This window comes from Nocardioides sp. (assembly GCF_036405735.1).
Lineage (GTDB): Bacteria > Actinomycetota > Actinomycetes > Propionibacteriales > Nocardioidaceae > Nocardioides.
This window is the reverse complement of the sequence record NZ_DASWXC010000095.1, coordinates 20,881-40,545: the sequence shown is the minus strand read 5'-3', so window position 1 is coordinate 40,545 and position 19,665 is coordinate 20,881. Positions and strand designations below refer to the sequence as shown.

Annotated in this window: 13 protein-coding genes; 9 read left to right on the top strand and 4 right to left on the bottom strand. The window is 72.0% G+C overall.

All coding sequences use genetic code 11. The annotated features are described in order from the left end of the window. Positions 1-26 precede the first annotated feature (26 nt). Genes VGE38_RS15215 through VGE38_RS15205 form a run of 3 tightly spaced genes read right to left on the bottom strand, consistent with a single transcriptional unit; the run spans position 27 to position 2,616 of the window. Entirely contained in the window at positions 27-971 is a 945-nt protein-coding gene (locus VGE38_RS15215; protein WP_331143397.1) for a COX15/CtaA family protein, read from the bottom strand. Further along, positions 968-1,765, bottom strand: a complete 798-nt coding sequence (locus VGE38_RS15210; protein WP_331143396.1) for an ABC transporter permease — start codon at positions 1,763-1,765, stop codon at positions 968-970. Before VGE38_RS15210 ends, VGE38_RS15215 begins: the two co-directional genes overlap by 4 nt. Further along, complete coding sequence (locus VGE38_RS15205) at positions 1,762-2,616, bottom strand: ABC transporter ATP-binding protein (protein WP_331143395.1); 855 nt, start codon at positions 2,614-2,616, stop codon at positions 1,762-1,764. The genes VGE38_RS15210 and VGE38_RS15205 overlap by 4 nt, the downstream gene beginning before the upstream one ends. A gap of 136 nt (positions 2,617-2,752) precedes the next feature. On the opposite strand from VGE38_RS15205, the gene VGE38_RS15200 reads away from it, so the two are divergent. From VGE38_RS15200 to VGE38_RS15170, 7 genes are all read left to right on the top strand, one after another. Beyond that, positions 2,753-3,445 (top strand): helix-turn-helix transcriptional regulator, encoded by a 693-nt coding sequence (locus VGE38_RS15200; protein WP_414690975.1) that lies wholly within the window; start codon positions 2,753-2,755, stop codon positions 3,443-3,445. Beyond that, positions 3,442-4,860: a Fe-S cluster assembly protein SufB gene (gene sufB / locus VGE38_RS15195; protein ID WP_331143393.1), complete on the top strand. Its 1,419-nt coding sequence runs from the start codon at positions 3,442-3,444 to the stop codon at positions 4,858-4,860. The genes VGE38_RS15200 and sufB overlap by 4 nt, the downstream gene beginning before the upstream one ends. Further along, entirely contained in the window at positions 4,857-6,029 is a 1,173-nt protein-coding gene (sufD, locus tag VGE38_RS15190) for a Fe-S cluster assembly protein SufD (RefSeq protein WP_331143392.1), read from the top strand. The genes sufB and sufD overlap by 4 nt, the downstream gene beginning before the upstream one ends. 49 nt (positions 6,030-6,078) lie before the next feature. Beyond that, positions 6,079-6,840 carry a Fe-S cluster assembly ATPase SufC gene (gene sufC, locus VGE38_RS15185; protein ID WP_331143391.1) on the top strand — a complete coding sequence of 254 codons (762 nt, stop codon included), beginning with the start codon at positions 6,079-6,081 and terminating at the stop codon, positions 6,838-6,840. A gap of 2 nt (positions 6,841-6,842) precedes the next feature. Then, positions 6,843-8,141 (top strand): cysteine desulfurase, encoded by a 1,299-nt coding sequence (locus VGE38_RS15180; RefSeq protein WP_414690970.1) that lies wholly within the window; start codon positions 6,843-6,845, stop codon positions 8,139-8,141. A gap of 4 nt (positions 8,142-8,145) precedes the next feature. Continuing rightward, on the top strand, positions 8,146-8,637 hold the full coding sequence (gene sufU / locus VGE38_RS15175) for a Fe-S cluster assembly sulfur transfer protein SufU (RefSeq protein ID WP_331143390.1): 492 nt from the start codon (positions 8,146-8,148) through the stop codon (positions 8,635-8,637). A gap of 107 nt (positions 8,638-8,744) precedes the next feature. Then, the gene (locus VGE38_RS15170) at positions 8,745-9,080 is read left to right on the top strand and encodes a metal-sulfur cluster assembly factor (RefSeq protein ID WP_331143456.1); all 336 of its coding nucleotides are present in this window, start codon (positions 8,745-8,747) and stop codon (positions 9,078-9,080) included. A 232-nt stretch (positions 9,081-9,312) separates the two neighbouring features. Here VGE38_RS15170 and VGE38_RS15165 read toward each other — a convergent pair whose 3' ends face one another. Beyond that, positions 9,313-17,904 carry a Calx-beta domain-containing protein gene (locus VGE38_RS15165; RefSeq protein ID WP_331143389.1) on the bottom strand — a complete coding sequence of 2,864 codons (8,592 nt, stop codon included), beginning with the start codon at positions 17,902-17,904 and terminating at the stop codon, positions 9,313-9,315. A gap of 181 nt (positions 17,905-18,085) precedes the next feature. Between VGE38_RS15165 and VGE38_RS15160 the strand changes: the two genes are divergently transcribed. Continuing rightward, positions 18,086-18,721 carry an acVLRF1 family peptidyl-tRNA hydrolase gene (locus VGE38_RS15160; protein ID WP_331143388.1) on the top strand — a complete coding sequence of 212 codons (636 nt, stop codon included), beginning with the start codon at positions 18,086-18,088 and terminating at the stop codon, positions 18,719-18,721. Positions 18,722-18,731: 10 nt separating this feature from the next. Continuing rightward, on the top strand, positions 18,732-19,637 hold the full coding sequence (locus VGE38_RS15155) for a phosphotransferase (protein ID WP_331143387.1): 906 nt from the start codon (positions 18,732-18,734) through the stop codon (positions 19,635-19,637). Positions 19,638-19,665 lie beyond the last annotated feature (28 nt).

Below are 19,665 nucleotides of genomic sequence, written 5' to 3'. Positions count from 1 at the left end.
GGTTTCAACCCTCGCCAACCCGGGTTTCAACGAGCGCGGGAGCGGACCAGGACCCAGGCGATGGCGGCGGCGGTGACGCCGGCGCCGAGCATGTGGAGGCCGACGAGGAGCTCGGGCAGGTCGGTGAAGTACTGCACGAAGCCGATCAGACCCTGAGCGAGCTCGACGGTGAGCAGCGTGACGGCTGCCGGGAGCAGCGGCTGCTGCTGGGAGCGGCCAGAGCGCTCGGCCCGCAGCGCGAGGACGATCAGCGCGACGGTGAGGGCCACCAGGGCGTAGACCGACCACGCGTGGACGTGCGACATCAGACGGGGGTCCAGGCCGGTACGACGCGACTCCAGATCGCCGGAGTGCGGGCCCGAGCCGGTGACGACGGTGCCGAGCCAGAGCACCACCCAGCCGACGAGGAAGACCGCGATCGCGAGCCACCGCAGCACCGGTGGCGCGGCCGTGCGGGAGGGGCCCCCCAGCAGGTCGATGAGCCACACGCACAGCCCGACGATCGCCATGGAGGCGAGCAGGTGGAGGGCGACGACGTACGGGTTGAGGTCGGTGAGGACGGTGACGCCGCCGATGACCGCCTGGAGGGGTACGCCGAGCGCGATGAGGGTGCTCAGCACCAGCGGCCGGCGGTCCGCGGCGTCGGCGTTCGCGGCCTTGGCGCGGCGGTGCACCACCAGCGCCAGCGCCCAGCAGGCGATCACGACGGCGGCGACGACGAACGTGAGCAGACGGTTGCCGAACTCGATGGCGCCGTGCAGGCCGAGCTCGCCGTGCGGGGTGTAGGACGCCTCGGTGCAGCGCGGCCAGGTCGGGCAGCCCAGGCCCGAGTCCGTGAGCCGTACGGCGCCTCCCGTGACGATGATGCCGATGTTCGCGACCAGGCTGGCGACGGCGGCCCGGCGGAACCAGCGGCGCAGCCGCTCGGTCGTGGCGGGGATCGGGTCCGTCTGCGTCTTTGCCTGGGTCATTCCCACTTGAAGGTCCTTGCGGTCAGAACAGTGCCGAGCAGCGCCCAGCCGAGCAGTACGGCGAGGTCGCGCCAGGCGACCGCGCCGTCGAGGAAGGCGGTGCGGACGGCCTCGCCCAGCGCACCCGAGGGCAGCCAGCCGGCGACGTCCCCGAAGCCGCCGTACGCCCCGGCGGGCAGCACGACCGCGCCACCGGCGAGGAGCAGCAGGTAGATGAGGTTCGCGGCGGCGAGCGTGGCCTCGGCGCGCAGGACACCCGCCACGAACAGGCCGAGCGAGGCGAAGGCCAGCGTGCCGAGCACGATGGCGAGCAGGAAGCCCAGCGCACCGGCGCGTGGCGTCCAGCCGAGCAGCTGCCCGACGCCGCCGATGACGAACAGCTGCACCAGCTCGACGGCGAGCAGGGCCAGCACCTTGCCGGCGAGCAGCCCGAGCCGGGGGAGCGGCGAGGAGCCGAGGCGCTTGATGACGCCGTAGCGCCGCTCGAAGCCCGTGGCGATGGCCAGCGAGGTGAAGGACGTCGACATGATCGCCAGGGCGAGCACGCCGGGGGTGAAGACGTCGACCAGCCGGTGGTCGCCGACCAGGTCGTGGAGGTCGAGGCGCGCACCGCCCTTCACTCCGGCGAGGAGCACGATGACCGGGATCACCAGGGCCAGCAGCAGCTGCTCGCCGTTGCGCAGCATCAGCCGCGCCTCCATGCCGGCCTGGGCGAGCACCATCCTGCCCAGCGGCGCGCCGCCGGGGCGCGGGGCGAACGTGCCGGAGCTCGTCGGTGTCGTCGGGCTCGTCATGCCGGCTCCTCCTCCAGGCCGTGCCCGGTGAGCTCGAGGAAGACGTCTTCGAGGGTCCGGGAGCCGAAGGTGAGCGACTGCACGCCGACGCCGTGGCGCTCGCCCCAGCTGGCGACCGAGGCGCGCAGGTCGGCCTCCGCCGCGGTGCCGAGCTCGCGGTCGACGACCAGCCGAGCCGTCGCCGCTGAGCCGCGCGTCAGCTCCACGGGCGTGCCGGAGGCGACCAGCCGGCCGCGGTCGATGATGTGGACCTCGTCGGCCAGCTGCTCGGCCTCCTCGAGGTAGTGCGTGGTCAGCACGACGGTCACGCCGTCGGCGCGCAGCTCACGCAGCAGCTCCCAGGTCGTACGCCGGGCCTGCGGGTCCATCCCCGCGGTCGGCTCGTCCACGAACACGATCTCGGGCCGGCCCACGATCGCCATCGCGAGGCCGAGCCGCTGCTGCTGGCCGCCGGAGAGCCGGCGGTAGGGGGTGCGACCGCACTCGGCCAGACCGAGCCGCTCCGAGAGCAGGTCGATGTCGAGCGGATGGGCATGCAGCCGGGCGACGTGGCGCAGCATCTCCATGGCGCGCACGCCGCTCCAGGCGCCCTGGCCCTGCAGCATCACGCCCATCCGCGGCAGCAGGGCGGCCCGGTCGCGCACCGGGTCGAGCCCGAGCACCCGGACCGACCCGGACTGCGGGCGCCGGTAGCCTTCACAGGTCTCGAGGGTCGTGGTCTTGCCGGCGCCGTTGGGGCCGAGGACGGCGGTGATGCTCTCCCGAGCCACGGAGAGGCTCAGCCCGTCGACGGCGGTCTTGGCGCCGTACCTCATCACCAGGTCGGTGACCTCGACGGCAGGGGATGGCACCCGAGAAGTGTAGGAACGAGCGCAGGCGCCACCGAATCGGGTCGCCCGGCTGTGGCCTGGGTCTCATGCCCGTGACAGGTAAGGGTGACCTTGCTTGAACGGCGTCCGCGAATATCGCCACACTGTTGTTGTGAAAATCGTCGAGGCACCCGATCGCACGCGCCAGCGTGTCGCTCGGTCGATCCTCCTCGACGGTCCGTCGACCGCTGCGGTGCTCGCCGAACGGCTCGACCTGACCCCGGCGGCCGTCCGCCGTCACCTCGACCAGCTGCTGGAGGAGGGCCTGGTCGAGGCGCGCGAGCCGCGGCACCAGACCCACCGTGGGCGGGGCCGCCCCGCGAAGGTGTTCGCGCTGACCGAGCGCGGTCGCGAGGGGTTCGACCAGCACTACGACGACCTCGCGGTCTCCGCGCTGCGGTTCCTGCGGGAGACCGCCGGCGACGCCGGCGTACGGGAATTCGCCCACCGTCGGGCGGCGTTCATCAAGGAGAGGTTCGCGGTCGTCGCGGCGGCCGATCCCTCGAAGAGCCCGGCGCAGGTCCTGGCGCAGGTCTTCACCGACGAGGGGTACGCCGCGAGCGTCCGCGAGCTTCCGGTCGTGGGGGAGCAGCTGTGCCAGCAGCACTGCCCGGTGTCCCACGTCGCGCACGAGTTCCCGCAGCTGTGCGAGGCGGAGACCGAGGCGATCGGCGCGGTCCTGGGCACGCACGTCCAGCGGCTGGCGACCATCGCGCACGGTGACGGCGTGTGCACCACCTGCATCCCGAGCACCAAGATCTCGACAAGCTCGATCAACGAGAACCAGAAGAAGGAGCAGGTCACCTCATGACCTCGATCGAAGAGCTCAACCCCGAGCTGAAGGGCATCGGCCGCTACGAGTTCGGCTGGGCCGACCCCGACGTCGCCGGCGCCGCCGCGACGCGAGGCCTCAACGAGGACGTCGTGCGCGACATCTCGGCGAAGAAGAACGAGCCGCAGTGGATGCTCGACCTGCGCCTGAAGGGCCTCAAGCTCTTCCACCGCAAGCCGATGCCGACCTGGGGCTCGGACCTCTCGGAGATCGACTTCGACAACATCAAGTACTTCGTGCGGTCCAGCGAGAAGCAGGCCGCGTCGTGGGACGACCTGCCCGAGGACATCAAGAACACCTACGACAAGCTCGGCATCCCGGAGGCCGAGAAGCAGCGTCTGGTCGCCGGCGTCGCCGCGCAGTACGAGTCCGAGGTCGTCTACCACTCGATCCGCGAGGACCTCGAGGCCCAGGGCGTGCTGTTCCTCGACACCGACACCGCGCTGAAGGAGCACGAGGAGCTCTTCAAGGAGTACTTCGGCACCGTCATCCCGGTCGGCGACAACAAGTTCGCCGCGCTCAACACCTCGGTGTGGTCGGGCGGGTCGTTCATCTACGTGCCCAAGGGCGTCCACGTGGACATCCCGCTCCAGGCCTATTTCCGCATCAACACCGAGAACATGGGCCAGTTCGAGCGCACGCTGATCATCGTCGACGAGGACGCCTACGTGCACTACGTCGAGGGCTGCACCGCGCCGATCTACAGCTCCGACTCGCTGCACTCCGCGGTCGTCGAGATCATCGTGAAGAAGGGCGGCCGCTGCCGCTACACGACCATCCAGAACTGGTCGAACAACGTCTACAACCTGGTGACCAAGCGCGCCGTGTGCGAGGCCGGCGCCACCATGGAGTGGGTCGACGGCAACATCGGCTCCAAGGTCACGATGAAGTACCCCGCCGTCTACCTGATGGGCGAGCACGCCAAGGGCGAGACGCTCTCCATCGCCTTCGCCGGCGAGGGCCAGCACCAGGACGCCGGCGCCAAGATGGTGCACGCCGCGCCGCACACCTCCAGCTCGATCCTGAGCAAGTCGGTGGCGCGTGGCGGCGGCCGGACGTCGTACCGCGGGCTGATCCAGGTCAACGAGGGCGCCCACGGCTCGAAGTCCAACGTGCTGTGCGACGCGCTGCTGGTCGACCAGATCAGCCGCTCGGACACCTACCCGTACGTCGACATCCGCGAGGACGACGTGTCCATGGGTCACGAGGCGAGTGTCTCGAAGGTCTCCGACGACCAGCTGTTCTACCTGATGAGCCGCGGCATGGCCGAGGACGAGGCGATGGCCATGATCGTCCGCGGCTTCGTCGAGCCCATCGCCAAGGAGCTCCCGATGGAGTACGCCCTGGAGCTCAACCGCCTGATCGAACTGCAGATGGAGGGTGCTGTCGGATGACGGCCGTTGACAACGCGCTGGACTCGGTGCGTGAGGTGCTCGAGCTCGAGAAGGTGGAGTCGCACCTCCACCCCGAGGGCTCGTTCGACATCGCGGACCACCCGGTGCCGACCGGCCGCGAGGAGATCTGGCGGTTCACCCCGCTCAAGCGGCTGCGCGGCGTCGACACCGACGCCGCCTTCACCGGTGCCCTCGACGTGACGTACGACGTCCCCGACGGCGTCCGGACCGAGCGGGTCCGCGACGCCGCGCTCAAGGGCGTCAGCGGCTACCTCCCGACCGACCGGATCGCCGCGCGGGCGCTCGCCGAGGCCGCCGAGACCTCGACGATCACCATCGCGTCCGACACGGTCGTGGACCGGCCGGTCTACGTCGCGGTCGCCGGCACCGGCCTCGACGCGGCCGCCGCGCACGTCGTGCTGACCGCGGAGCCGTTCTCGAAGGCCACCGTGGTGTTCACCTTCACGGGCAGCGCGACGCTGGCCGACAACGTGGAGATCGTGGTCGGCGACGGCGCCCAGCTGACCGTCGTCAGCATCGACGACTGGGCCGACGACGCCGTGCGGGTCGGCCACAAGCACGTCAAGGTCGGCCGCGACGCGGAGTTCAAGCACATCGACATCACCTTCGGGGGCGACGTCGTCCGCAACGACACCACCGCGGAGTACGCCGGGCCGGGCGGCTCGGTCGAGATGCTCGGCCTCTACTTCGCGGACGCCGGCCAGCACATCGAGCACCGGCTGTTCGTCGACCACACTGCACCGAAGACGAAGTCCAACGTCGTCTACAAGGGCGCGCTGCAGGGCGACGGCGCCCACACCGTGTGGATCGGGAACGTGCTGATCCGCAAGGTCGCCGAGGGCATCGAGACCTACGAGGAGAACCGCAACCTGGTGCTCACCGACGGCTGCCAGGCCGACTCGGTGCCGAACCTGGAGATCGAGACGGGCGAGATCGAGGGCGCCGGCCACGCGTCGGCGACCGGCCGCTTCGACGACACCCAGCTGTTCTACCTGCAGTCCCGAGGGATCCCGGAGGACGAGGCCCGCCGCCTGGTCGTGCACGGCTTCTTCAACGACCTGATCCGCCAGATCGGCGTACCGGAGCTCGAGGAGAAGCTGACCTCGACCGTCGAGGCCGAGCTGGCCAAGAACGTCCTCAAGGCCTGAGCGCCATCCACCCGCTGACCTGTACCACCCTGAACGGAGTTCCCCAGACATGAGCACCCTCGAGATCAAGGACCTCAAGGTCTCCGTGGAGACCGAGGACGGTCCCAAGGAGATCCTCAAGGGCGTCACGCTGACGATCGGCGACGGCGAGACCCACGCGATCATGGGCCCCAACGGCTCGGGCAAGTCGACGCTCGCCTACTCGATCGCCGGGCACCCGAAGTACACCATCACCGGCGGCACCGTGACCCTCGACGGCGAGGACGTGCTGGCGATGGGCGTCGACGAGCGCGCCCGCGCCGGCCTCTTCCTCGCGATGCAGTACCCCGTCGAGGTCCCCGGCGTCTCGGTCTCGAACTTCCTGCGGACCGCGAAGACGGCGCTCGCCGGCGAGGCCCCGAAGCTGCGCACCTGGGTCAAGGACGTCAACGGCGCGATGCAGAAGATGAACCTCGACCCGACCTTCTCCCAGCGCTCGGTCAACGAGGGCTTCTCCGGTGGTGAGAAGAAGCGCCACGAGATCGCCCAGCTCGACCTGCTCGACCCCAAGGTCGCGCTGCTCGACGAGATCGACTCCGGCCTCGACATCGACGCGCTGAAGATCGTCTCCGAGGGCATCAACGACTTCCGTGCCCGCGACGGCAAGGGCGTCCTGCTCATCACGCACTACACCCGCATCCTGCGCTACGTGAAGCCCGACCGGGTGCACGTGTTCGTCGCCGGCCGGGTCGCGGAGTCGGGCGGCGCGGAGCTGGCCGAGGAGCTGGAGTCCAACGGCTACGACCGGTTCCTGAAGGCCGCGGCGGTCTGACCATGGCCACGACGTCCGGCCTGGCGGGACTGCTTCCCGAGCTCGAGGTGGTCCGCAAGGACTTCCCGATCCTCGAACGCACCCTCGCCGGAGGCGTCCCGCTGGTCTACCTCGACAGCGCGAACACCTCGCAGAAGCCGCAGATCGTCATCGACACGATGGTCGACCACCTCGAGCGGCACAACGCGAACGTCGCGCGGGCGATGCACCAGCTCGGCGCGGAGTCGTCCGAGGCGTTCGAGAACGCCCGGGACCTGGTCGCCGGCTTCATCAACGCGCCCAGCCGCGACGAGGTGATCTTCACGAAGAACGCCTCCGAGGCGCTCAACCTGGTGGCGCAGACGCTGGCGTGGGCCCGTGGCGACTGGTCCGCGGGCGTCGGCACCGTCGACGAGGGCTGCGACATCGTCATCACCGAGATGGAGCACCACTCCAACATCGTGCCGTGGCAGCTGCTCACCGAGCGCACGGGTGCGAGGCTGCGCTGGTTCGGCCTCACCGAGGACGGCCGGCTCGACACCTCGAACATCGACGGCCTGATCACCGAGCGGACCAAGGTCGTCGCACTGACCTGGGTCTCGAACATGCTCGGCACGATCAACCCGGTCGCCGAGATCGCCGCCAAGGCCAAGGCGGTCGGTGCGCTCGTCGTCGTCGACGCCTCCCAGGCCGCGCCGCAGCTGCCGGTCGACGTCATGGCGCTGGCCGCCGCCGGGGTCGACCTCGTGGCGTTCACCGGGCACAAGGTGGTCGGCCCCACCGGCATCGGCGTGCTCTGGGGCCGGCGTGAGGTGCTGGAGCAGCTGCCGCCGTTCCTCGGCGGCGGCGAGATGATCGAGACCGTCCGCATGGAGGGCTCGACGTACGCCGGCATCCCGCACAAGTTCGAGGCCGGCACCCCGCCGATCGTCGAGGCCGTCGGGCTCGGCGCCGCGGTCAGCTACCTGGGCCACCTGGGGATGGAGAACGTCCACCGGCACGAGCAGGCCATCACGGCGTACGCCCTGGAGGGGCTGCAGAGCGTGCCGGGCCTGAGTGTCCTCGGCCCGCTGGACGCCGCGTCGCGCGGCGGTGCGATCTCCTTCGAGCTCGCCGGCGTCCACCCGCATGACGTCGCGCAGGTGCTGGACTCGCGCGGCATCGCGGTGCGCGCCGGCCACCACTGCGCGCGGCCGGCCCATGCCCGGTTCGGCGTGCAGAGCTCGACGCGGATGTCGTCCTACCTCTACACCACGCCGGCGGAGATCGACGCTCTCGTCGAGGGCCTGGAATACACCCGTTCCTACTTCAAGTTGGGATGAGGCGATGACCCAGTCACCCGACCTGGATGCGCTCTACCAGGAGATCATCCTCGACCACTACAAGAACCCGCACGGCAAGGGCCTGCGGGGTGACGCCGACGACGCCCACAGCGCCGAGGTGCACCACGTCAACCCGACCTGTGGCGACGAGATCACGCTGCGCGTCCATCTCGCCCAGGACGGCGAGGAGAGCGTCGTCAGCGACGTCTCCTACGACGCCGTCGGCTGCTCGATCTCGCAGGCCTCCGCGTCGGTGCTGCACGACCTGGTCGTCGGCAAGCGGCTCGACGAGGCGATGGCGATCCACGGCGAGTTCCTCACCCTGATGCAGGGCAAGGGCACCGTCGTGCCCGACGAGGAGGTCCTCGAGGACGGCATCGCGTTCGCCGGAGTCGCCAAGTTCCCCGCGCGCGTGAAGTGCGCCCTGCTGAGCTGGATGGCCTGGAAGGACGCCACCGCACAGTCGGTGGGCTCCCCGGCCGCTGAGGAGAAGTGATGAGCGAGCACACCCACGACCACAGTCACCACGGGCACGACAGTCATGACCACGCGCACCACGGTCACGACCACGCGCACGACCAGGCCCCGGTCGGTGGCCACACGATGACGGTGACCGTCGCCGAGGGCGCGTCGGTGTCCGTCGACGACGTGACCGAGGCGATGAAGGACGTCGTCGACCCCGAGCTCGGCATCAACGTCGTCGACCTGGGCCTCGTCTACGGCGTCCACGTCGACCAGGAGTCCAACGTCGTGCTGGACATGACCCTCACCTCGGCGGCCTGTCCGCTGACCGACGTCATCCAGGACCAGACCAACAGCGCCCTGGAGGGCATGGTCAAGGACGTCGCCATCAACTGGGTCTGGATGCCCCCGTGGGGCCCGGACAAGATCACCGACGACGGCCGCGAGCAACTGCGAGCCCTCGGCTTTAACGTCTGAGGCGCGACCGAGCGAGCGAAGCGAGCTCGGTCGCGACCCGAAGAGGTCGAGCGAGCCCCACGGCTGAGCTTGCGAAGCCGTGACGGGCGGGTCGAGACCTCAGTCGTGCGAGCGGGCGAGTTCGATCGCGTCCTCTCAGGCTCTCGCGGAGTTCGATCGTGGCCTCTAAGGCTGCCGCCGGGGCCGCGGCGGAGCAACCTCCGTCGCGACCCCAGCCCATCGCGCCTCGGGTTCAGTCCTCGTTGCGGATCGTGCCGACCGCGGCCGGCCCGGCGGTGGCGCCACGTGCTCCGGAGAGCACAACCTTGAACCTCTCGTGCTTCTCCCTCTTCCGGTCGCCCTTGACGGCGACCGTGAAGGTGGCGGTGACCTGCCCCGGCGCGAACGAGATCACCTGACGGCGTCGGGCGTAGTCCTTGCCGGCCTTCGCGGTGCCGTTCGCGGTCGCGACCGTCACCGAGACCGCTCCCGTGGCGGGCTGCGAGAGGCGCACCGTGAACCTGAGCGCCTTCGTGCCGCGGTCCGGCTCTCGCAGGCTGGCGCCGGTGACCGTCACGGTCGGGGCGACGGCCGTGGGCGCCGGACCCGGACCACCCGGCACCGCAGGTGCGTCGTCGTCGACGATGGTCAGCTGCGCCGTGGCCGTGTCGGGCGCCGTCCCGACGGTGACCAGCGCCGTCTCGTCCACCTCGTCGACCGCATCGCCGTGCACCATGACGTCGAAGGTCGCTGTGGTCGCGCCGGCCGGGACCGTCACCTGGCCGCCGTCGGCGCCCAGGTCCTGCCCGGGCGCTGCGGTCAGCCCGGTGACCGACCACGGCAGGACCAGGTCGCTCGCGGGTGCGACGCCGAGCGTCACGGTGAAGCGCGCCGGCGTCCGCGCTCCGTCCCCGCCCTCGACGACGCTGACGTCGCCGACGGTCATCCCGACGGGTGGCTCGGCGCTGGCGTCGCCCACTGCCTCGACGTCGGCATGCACGTTGTCGCCCTCGCCCGGGGCGCCGTCGTCAGCGATGTCGTCGAGGGACACGCGCACGCTCCCGGCAGGTCGCGCCGTGTAGTCGACCGTGTCGCTGCCCTGGCCGCCGGTGATGTCGTCGGCGCCGTCAGGCGCGGCACCCTGGTCGAAGGTGTCGGCCCCGGATCCACCGCTCAGGACGTCGTCCCCGGACCCGCCGGCGAACACGGTAGGGATCGCCGACCGGGTCGTCAGGGTGTCCCGTCCCGGTCCGCCGACGAGCGTGACGGGCTGCGTACGACGGTGGTCACCGATCGAGAAGGAGTCGTCGCCCGCACCACCGACGATGCGCTCGACGGTCGGGTGCACCATGTCGCGGCCGCCGTTCTCCTCCGGGCGGCTGCTGTCGTCCTCGGCACCACCGTCGCTGTCGTTGCCGTCGTCCTTGACCACGACGCTCGACGTCCGCTCGGCGTAGCTCACGGTGTCGATGCCCGCGTCGCCGAGCAGGTCGTCGGCGTGACGGCCACCGTCGAGGAGGTCGTCGTCGGCGCCACCCTCGAGGACGTCGTCGTCGTCACCGCCCCGCAGGGTGTCGTCGCCCGCGTCACCGGCGAGCGCGTCGACCCCGGCGCCGGAGTCCAGCGTGTCGGAGCCCGGCCCGCCTGAGAGCTGGTCCTTGCCGCCGCCGGACACGGCGACGTCGTCGCCCTCCCCGCCGGCGAAGGTGTTGTCGCCCTCGCCGAGCTCGACGTGGTCGTCACCCGCCTCGGCCCGGACCAGGTCGTTACCGTCGCCCAGATGCATCACGTCGGTCCCGAGCGCGCCGACGTAGAAGTTCCGCTCGCCGGCGTAGCCGTGGACGGTGTTGGTGCTGGTGTCGGTCTCGACCTCGTCGCCCTCGGCTCCTGCCGTGCCGGTGAAGACCGAGCCACCTTGCAGCCCGTTCCAGATGGTGTCCGCACCACGACCGCCGTAGACGGTGCCGCCGCCGTCGGAAGGCCCGGCGACGATCGTGTCGTCACCGTCCTGGCCCGCGAGCACGTCATCGCCCGCGCCGCCGTCGATGTCGTCGCGACCCGCGCCCGCGCGCACCTGGTCGTACCCGTCGCCCATCGTGACGCGGTCGTCGCCCGCACCGGCGTCGACCTCGTCATCACCGGCGCCGAGGTCGAAGACGTCGGACCCGCCGTTGCCCCACGCGGAGTCGTCGCCCGGGCCACCGACGAAGACGTCCGGCTGGTCCTCGACGGCCGTGAGCCGCCCGTTGAACTCGAGGTCGAACAGCTGGTCGTCACCCTCCCCGCCGTCGAAGGAGTCAGCTCCGCCGAGGCCGTGGACGGTGTCGGCACCGTCGCCGGTCTCGAACACCTCGTCGCCCGCCCAGCCCTCGACGAGGTCGTCGCCGCTGCCGGTGACGACGCGCTCGACGTCCCGGCGCACGTCGTCGCCCTCGGTGCCGAAGTCCGCCCCGTCGTCGGCGGCCTCGTTCTTGTGGACGTGCACGGTCGAGGTGCGGTCGGCGTAGTCGACCCAGTCGAGGTCGGCGCCGCCGGCGAGTACGTCGGCCTGCGCACCGCCGTGCAGGCGGTCCGCTCCGCCACCCCCGGTCAGGGTGTCGTCGCCCGCCTCGCCCGAGAGGTCGTCGCTGCCGGCCCCGCCGTCGAGGACGTCCGCACCCGGGCCGCCCTCGATCAGGTCCGCACCGGCACCGCCGCGCAGCTCCTCGTCCCGGGCGCTGCCGGTGAGCTGGTCGTCGTGTGCGGACCCGATGACGATGTCGGTGTCGATGACGTTGTCGGTGGCGGCTCCGAGCGGCCCGTCGCCGGGCTGCCCGTCGAGCACGATGCGCACCGTTCCGGAGGCGCCGCCGTAGTCGACCGTGTCACGACCGCCCATCCCCACGAAGGTCTGGGCGCCGGGTCCGTCGACCAGCGTGTCGTCGCCGCCGCTGCCGATGACCTGGAGGCTGCCGTGCCCGCCGAGGAAGGTGTCGTTGCCCTCGTTGCCCATCAACAGGCCGTTCCCGGTGCCGGCGGTGATCCGGTCGTCGCCGGCGCCGCCGTCGACGCGCATCGTGCCGGTGGCGGGAAGCTCGATGTGGTCGTTGCCCGACCCGCCGTACGCGTTCTCGACACCGGCATGGCTGTCGGTCTCGCCCGCCGAGCCGCTGGCGCCGGCCAGCCGGACGGTGACGGCGTCGGAGTGGTCCCGGTAGTCGGTCGTGTCCGACCCCGAGCCGCCGTCGACGGTGTCGTCGCCCGCGCCGCCGCGCAGGACGTCGTCGCCGGCCGCGCCGCCGAGGGTGTCGTTCCCGGCCCCGCCGTCGAGGGCGTCAGCGCCCGGGCCGCCGTCGAGCACGTCCGCCGTCGCTCCGGCGATCAGCGTGTCGGACCCGGCCTGCGTGGCGGTGACGGCGCCGCAGCCGACGCCGCCGTCGCCGTACAGGTTCGCCCGGCCGGCGTCCGACGCGAGCCGGTCGTTGCCGGCGCCGCCGCACATGGTGACCGGCAGCGGGGGAGCGTCCAGGCCGGCCGATGCGACCACGTCCATGACGTCGGCACCGCCCTGCAGGTCGGCGAAGACCTCGCGGACGCCCTGGTAGTCCTCGACCAGGCCCTGGGCCCGGACGGTCACCGTGTCGGCACCGGTCTGCTCGACCCGGATCGACTGGGCCGAGGCGTCGGTCCGCAGCACGAGCACGCCGTCGGTGACGTCGGCGAGCATGTTGACGTACTCCTCCACCGGCGTGCTGCAGAAGTCGAAGAGGTTGTCCTGCTCGTAGATCCGCGCCGAGACGATCGGGAACTCCGCCTTGCCGAAGATCGTGTCGACGTACGCGCGGATGAAGGCGTCGATGTAGGCACGCGCGTCGAAGAAGCAGAGCGGGTTCGGGTTGGTCCGCAGCTGCGCGGCCATCTGGGTGAACCTCAGCTTGCCGGTGCTGTCGGCCTTGAGGTTGAACTCCGCGGTGCCGTGCACGCCGCCCTCGGCGCCCGCCTTCAGCCCCGGGATGCCGACGGACGCGCCGGCGGTGAGCTCGGCGTCGAACCGGATCTCGGGGACGTCGTTGCCCGCGGTGTCGAAGTCGTCGAGGTAGAGGCCCTGCAGCAGGCCCTTCTTCACCTCCCACACGCCGTTGTTCGTGGCGTCGTCGTCGCTGAGGACCTCGAACGCCTTGCGCAGGCCGTAGGTGTCGAAGCCCGCGGCGAAGTGGCCGGAGACGCCGGCGCTGCCGCCGATGTAGAGGCTTGCGGGCCCGACGGGGTAGTCGAACTGGAAGCCGCGGGAGACGGAGAGCCGGCCGGCGTCGAAGTGGGCGAGGGTGACGTCCTTGCCGAGCAGCATGCCGAAGAGCGACGACGGCTTCTCGAACGCCGGGAACGTGAAGCCGCCCTCGGTGCCGGCCCTCTCGAGGGCCTCGTCGGTCTCCTTCGAGCCGAATCTCAGCGCGTCCAGGACGCTGGCGTCGCGCGCCTGCGGGTTCGCCACGAGGGAGTCGGCCTCGCTGAGGGCGACCGGCTTGCTGGCCCTCTCCGCCAGCACGTCGAAGGACCCGATGACGATCTTGCCGCCGGGGACGCCGCCCTGGTCCAGTGCCTTGACGAGGTCGATGAACGTGACGACGCGATCGATGAGCTGGAGTCCGGTGGACTCGCCGCCGTTCGCGGCCCGGTCGGCGGCCTTGAAGGCGTCGTACCACGTCGGCGCCTCCTCGCCGATCAGCTCGGCGGCCTCCGCGACGCCCGGGATGGGCTTGCGGATCGCCGCGATCGGCTCCTCGAGGGGGCGGGTGTAGGTGCGGATGCCCGCGGCCACCGGCTTGATGAAGTCCGTCACCAGGCTGCCGGCGTCGACGGCCACGTCCTGGAACGAGAGCGTGAGGTCGGAGGTCGGTGCGTCCGCGCTGCCGTCCCAGCCGAGCCGGCCGTCCAGGACGAACGTCGTGCTGAAGGTGGGCAGCGCCGACGGAGCACCGGTCGGCTTCACCGTCTGCAGGTCGAGCCGCAGACCTGCGTTCGCCTGTAGCGACGGCGTGAGCTGCAGTCGGCCGAGGTCGGCGAGCGGCAGCCGGCCGTCCGCCCGGTCGCTGCCGAGGTCGAGGCCGGCGCTGAGGCTGACGTCGGGTCCGTCGTCGTGGACGTCCTCGATCGTGATCGGGAAGAACGCCAGGTCGCCGGTCAGGTCGGCGGACGTCGGGACCTCGGGCAGGCTCGCCGACACGCTGAGCGCGTACTCCGGCGTGTCGCCGTCGGTGGGGAGGTAGAAGCCGAGGTCGCGGTCGAGACCGAACCGGAGCCGTACGTCGAGGCCCGCAGCGCCGGTGATCTCACCCTGGGAGGCGAGTCGCAGGCCCGGGAAGCCGATGTCGAACGGCGCGGTGCCGTCGCTGTCGCCGTAGTGCAGGGGGAGCTCGACCTCGAGGCTCTGCAGCCGGCCGATCGGCTCGGGGCCTGCGCAGGCGGCCACGGTGCCGTCGTCGGCATTCCGGCAGGTGGTGAGGATCGTCGGACTCTGACCATCGGCCAGTCCGGTGGTCGTCGACAGGATCTGCTGGGCCTGTGCGCGCAGCGCCTCCACGGTCGCCGACGCCGCCGCGGCCGTGCTGAGCTCCTGGACCCGGCCCAGGACGGCGTCGTCGAACCTCGCGAGCACGTCGGCTCCGGCCGTTACGTCGGTGCCCAGCAGCGGGATCCTCGTTCCGGCGGGCAGGGTGCGCAGGCCGGACTCGACCTGCGCCACGAGCGTGCGGACGCCGTCGACGAGGAGCGAGAACTGGATCGCCTCGTTGGACAGGCTGGCCTCGACCGCGGAGCTGTCGATGCTCCAGCCGGCGGGGGCGAGCAGGTCCGGAGCGCTGAACGTGATGGTGCCGAGCGACGTCGCGCCGGCGTACACCGGCAGACTGGCGCAGGCGTCCACGCCCGTGGTGGCGCCGCAGGTCGGCCGGAAGCCCTCGACCGACTCGTGGAGGTCCAGGCTCGCGGGCAGGAGGGACGCGAGGTAGTCCGCGAACCCCGTGCTGCCGATCACGTGCCGGGCGCCGGTCGACTCCGGCGCGACCATCCGCAGCCGCGCGGCGAGGGCGGCCTTGGCGTGGGTGCTGCCGTCGGCCGAGGCCTGGCCGAGGCTGACCTGCACCGGTCCGAGGGCGGCTGCGACCACGCCGTCGACGCGCGCGCCCACGCCCAGGTCGAGAGTGGCGTCGTCCTGCAGGAAGAGCCGCGGCGTGCCGCTGACGCTCGGCAGCGCACCGGGCGCGCCGGGCACCACGTCGGGGAGCTGGACACCGAGGGTGAGGTCGGCGCGCGCGTCGTACGACACGGTGACCTTGCCGTCGGCACCGAGTCCGGCGACGCCTCCTGCGGTGGACCCGCTGCCCAGGTCGAGGTTGAAGGGCAGGGCGAGGGGGTCGGCGGTGACGGCGCAGCCGTCGACCTTCGTGGCGCGGTCGGTGGAGCAGACGCCGAGGTCGAGGTGGAGCAGTACGGCGGCGGGGGAGTCGGCGGTCTTCTTCTCGTAGCGGACCTCGACCAGGTCCGAGGCGGCCGCCGCGGCCGCCATGGAGCGCTCCGCGGCCGCGATCGAGCCCGCGCCCAGCCCGCGCAGTCCCAGCGCGCTCCCGAGGACCTCGGTCAGCTTGTCGCGCAGCTCGGGCAGGGTGTCGATGTCGTTGACCTGGATCAGCTCGTCGAGGACGCCCTGGACCTCGACCAGGACCGGGTCGAGGTCGGCCATGCTCCTGCCGACGAGCGGAAGCGGCTGCTTCGTCGACGCGTTGCCGGCCGCGATCGACGCCCGCAGCCTGGTGACGGTCTCCCGGGTGGCGGTGAGCACGTCGGTCACGAGCTTGCGGGGGTTGTCGGTGTCGAACGCGAACGGCAGCGCGATGTCGGTGAAGTCCTCGTCGGCGCTCACCTGCAGGGCGCCGGCGCCGGCCGTGTCGGGCACGGTGGGCCAGGCGAGCCTGAGCGAGCCGGCGGCGACGGGCAGACCGACCGCGTCGGCAGTGGCGGTCAGCGTCGTGGATGGGACGGTCGCATTGACCGCGGCGGTCACCGGTAGCGCGGCGGCCGCCGAGAGCTCGGCGAGCGTGGTGTGTCCGTCGCCGTTCGGGTCGGTGAGACCGATCGAGACCATCGGCGCGCCGTCGTCCTTGCGCTGCAGCAGCGGGACGGCGCCGTCGACCGACGCGTCGCGGAGGCGGAGCCCGAGGAGGGAGACCGCCGCCTGCACGTCGAGATCGGCGGTGACGGGCGCGTCCAGGCTGAGGATGCGCCCCTCGGCCCCGTTGGTGAGGAAGAACCGCTGGTCGAACGGCTTGCCCGGGGACAGGTCGATGCCGAGGCCGGCGTCGAGCACATACGACGGTGTGACGCTCACCTTCCCGCCGCCGTGGACCGTCGTCACCCCGGCACCGGTGAAGGTGTCGCCGAAGTCGAGCGACGCCTCCTGCGGCCCGGCCTGGTGGCTCGTGTCCACATCGAGCAGCACCCGGCCGGCGTCGTACCTCAGCGCGAGCTCGTCGACCGACAGTCCGAGTGATGTGGCGAGCCGCGGCGCGATGTCCTGGAGCGTCGTCACCGCGGCGCCCTCGGCGGTGTCGACCGTGATCGAGGCCATCGGGTCGGCCTCGTCGGTGAAGCCGTTGTCGACGAAGAAGCTCACCAGCCTCTCGTCGGCGGAGACCAGGTCGTGCAGCGGCTCGGTCACGAACGGCAGGTCCAGCTCACCGGCCGTCTGCGCGGACGACAGCGCGCGGGTCGCCTGCGCCAGTCCGTTGACGACGTCGCCGATGGTGAGCGCCCGGAAGCCGTCGAGGGCACCGAGCGCCACCTCCGGGGCGGCCAGGCCGTTGCAGAGGCTGGTGTCCGCGATTGAGATCCGCCCGGTCTCGGACTCGAGGCCGGGCAGGTCCGTCGTGACCGCGAGGGACGTCTGCGCGCCCTTCGAAACGCAGTCGAGGGCGAAGGGGCTCGCCTCCGCCGTCAGCTCGCCCGCGTCGAGGACACCGTCGGCGTTGGGATCGCGCAGCCGGACGGCGACACCGGCCTCCGCCGTCGCGGCACCCGTCGCGCGGGCGGCCAGCACGCCGATGCGTACGTCGGCCGGCGACCCGGCCGGGAGGGCCGCCTCCACCGCGGTCCGGACCGCGCCGACGGCTCCGGTGGGCACGGGCATCGTGGCCGTGCCCGTCGTCGTGTCGACGCGGACCGTGGACGAGAGGTCAAGGTCGAGACCCAGGCGTGCCGCGTCGACCTCGACGTCGACCCCGTTGACCGTGATGCGCAGCGGCGCGGTGTCCGCCGAGGCGGCCACCAGGCTCAGGGCCACGTCGTACGTGCCGGACGCCCCGGCGGGCGCCACCTCGGCTGCCAGGTCGACGGTGAGGCCGTCGACGGCGTGGTAGTCGCTCGCCGGGTCGCCGTCGCCGTCGAGGTCGTCGAGCCGCTCGTCGAGGTCGGTCAGCGTCAGACCGGGCTCGCGCACGACCTCGGCCACCCGGCCCTGCGCCCAGGGCACGAACCCGAAGGTTTGGGCGAAGCGGTCGGTCGCGAGCTGCTGCGCCCCGAAGACGACGTTGCGGGTGACCTCGTCGTCGGCCACCGCCAGCCGGCCGACCAGCCCCAGCCACGACGATGTGCCTTCGGCGACCGCTCGCAGGGTCGGGTCGACCTCGGTGATGGCGAGCAGTGCCGGTGACGATCCGACCTCTCGCGCGCCGGTTCGGGACGGCGCCTCGCCCATCGCCGCCGTGGCCGACCACGCCCCACCGAGCACGACCAGCGCGCCGAGCATCACCAGGATGCGCCGCTGGCGGAGGAGCCGCAGGGTGCGGACGGAGCGGTGGCGGGGTCGGGGCATGGGCGTACTCCTGGTCGGGGGGTGACGGTAGGTTCCGGCGAGGACGAGGGATCACGAGCGATGCAGTCCCTCGCCCGAGACCGGCCGCGTCACTAGTCGTGGCGAAGGGCCGCATCGGTTCACGCTGGTCTGGACCAGTGACGGGACGACGGCCTGGTCGAGACCGAGAAGGAGGCCCGCGGTGAGCAGCTCGTCGGTGTTCGTGCCGTCCGCACGGATCGAGCGCTGGGTCGCGAACTTCGTGGCGCGCCACGGGGAGACCGTGCTCGCGGTGGCCGACGGTGCCCTGGGTGGCACCGCCGCCGACGGCTCGACCTTCACCGCGCACCCACCGTTCTCACGGACGTACGACGGCCCGCCGGACGTCGCCCGCCTCGCCGCCGCTCTCGACGCTCCCGCTGACTGGGGGGTCCTGCTCGTGCGCAAGGGAGGCTTCGCCGTCGCACGGCTGACCGGCGAGCGGATCGTCGACAGCAAGGTCGGCCGGCGCCACGTCCAGGGCCGGTCCAAGGCGGGCGGCTGGAGCCAGCAGCGCTTCGCCCGGCGCCGTGACAACCAGGCGCGCGCCGCGTTCGAGGCCGCCGCCGAGCATGCCGCCCGCGTGCTGGGCGGTCTGACCGGGCCGGTCGTCGTCGGAGGTGACCGAGCCGCCGTCGACGACGTGCTCGGGGACGCCCGGCTGCGTCATCTCCGAGTGGCGGGGCCGTGGCTCGCCGTACCCGACCCGCGTCGCGACGTCCTGGAGCAGGCGGTCCGCGACGCCCTCGCGGTGCGCGTCGATGTGCAGAACGCCGTCGGGGGCGCCGACATCGGCTAGCGTCCCGAGCATGTGGGAGCCCGCGCCTGGGTGGCTGGCGATGCCGGGTGGCACCGGCATGTCGACCCTGGGCGTGTGGCGCACCGTCGTCGGTGACCGCCCGGTCGTGGTCAAGCGGCTCGCCGCTCCCGCAGCCGGCGATCCGCCGGAGCTCTCGAACCCGCGGCACTTCGCCTACTGGCGCCGCCCGGCGGACGTGGCGACGTACGGCGTCGTCGACGCCACGCCCGGGCTGCGGGCGCCCCGTACGCACGTGGAGGAGGACGCCGACGGCATCACCCTGGTGCAGGACTGGGTCGAGGACGCCGCCACGAGCGGGCTGTTCGCCGCCCACGCCATGGCGCGGTTCGCCGCCGCGGACCTGGGCCCGCTGCGTTGGCTCGCCCGGGACCAGCTCAGGGACCGGCTCGCACGGGTCGAGCGCGGTGGGGGCTGGCGCACCCTGGGCCGTACGACGGCCGCCGACATCGCCGACGCGCTGTGGCGCAAGCGCGAGCGGCTGCTCGACGCCGTCGACGCGCTGCCGCAGGTCGCCCAGCACGGCGACCCGACGCCGGCCAACCTGCCCGGCCGGAATGGTGACGACGTGGTCGCCATCGACTGGAGCTGCCTGGGGACCGGGCCGGTCGGCGCCGACCTGGGCTACTACCTGCTGATGGCGCGCGAGGAGTTCGAGCCGCTGCTCGACGCCTACCTGCTCGGCCTGCCCGCCGGACTGGCGACCCGCGAGCAGGTGGTCCTCGGCGCGCAGGTCACGGCCGTCTACACGGTGGTCACGCGCGCCGAGTGGGCGTTGGCGCGCGTGGCCGGTGGCGAGGGTGCGCTGGCCGGCAAGTTCCGCCACCCCGCCGTCGCGCCGCACCTCCGGGCGCTGCAGCGCCAGCATGCGGCCGTGGAGGCGCTGCTGGAGGCGTGAGGCGTCATACGAGGGGGTCGCCCCAGGA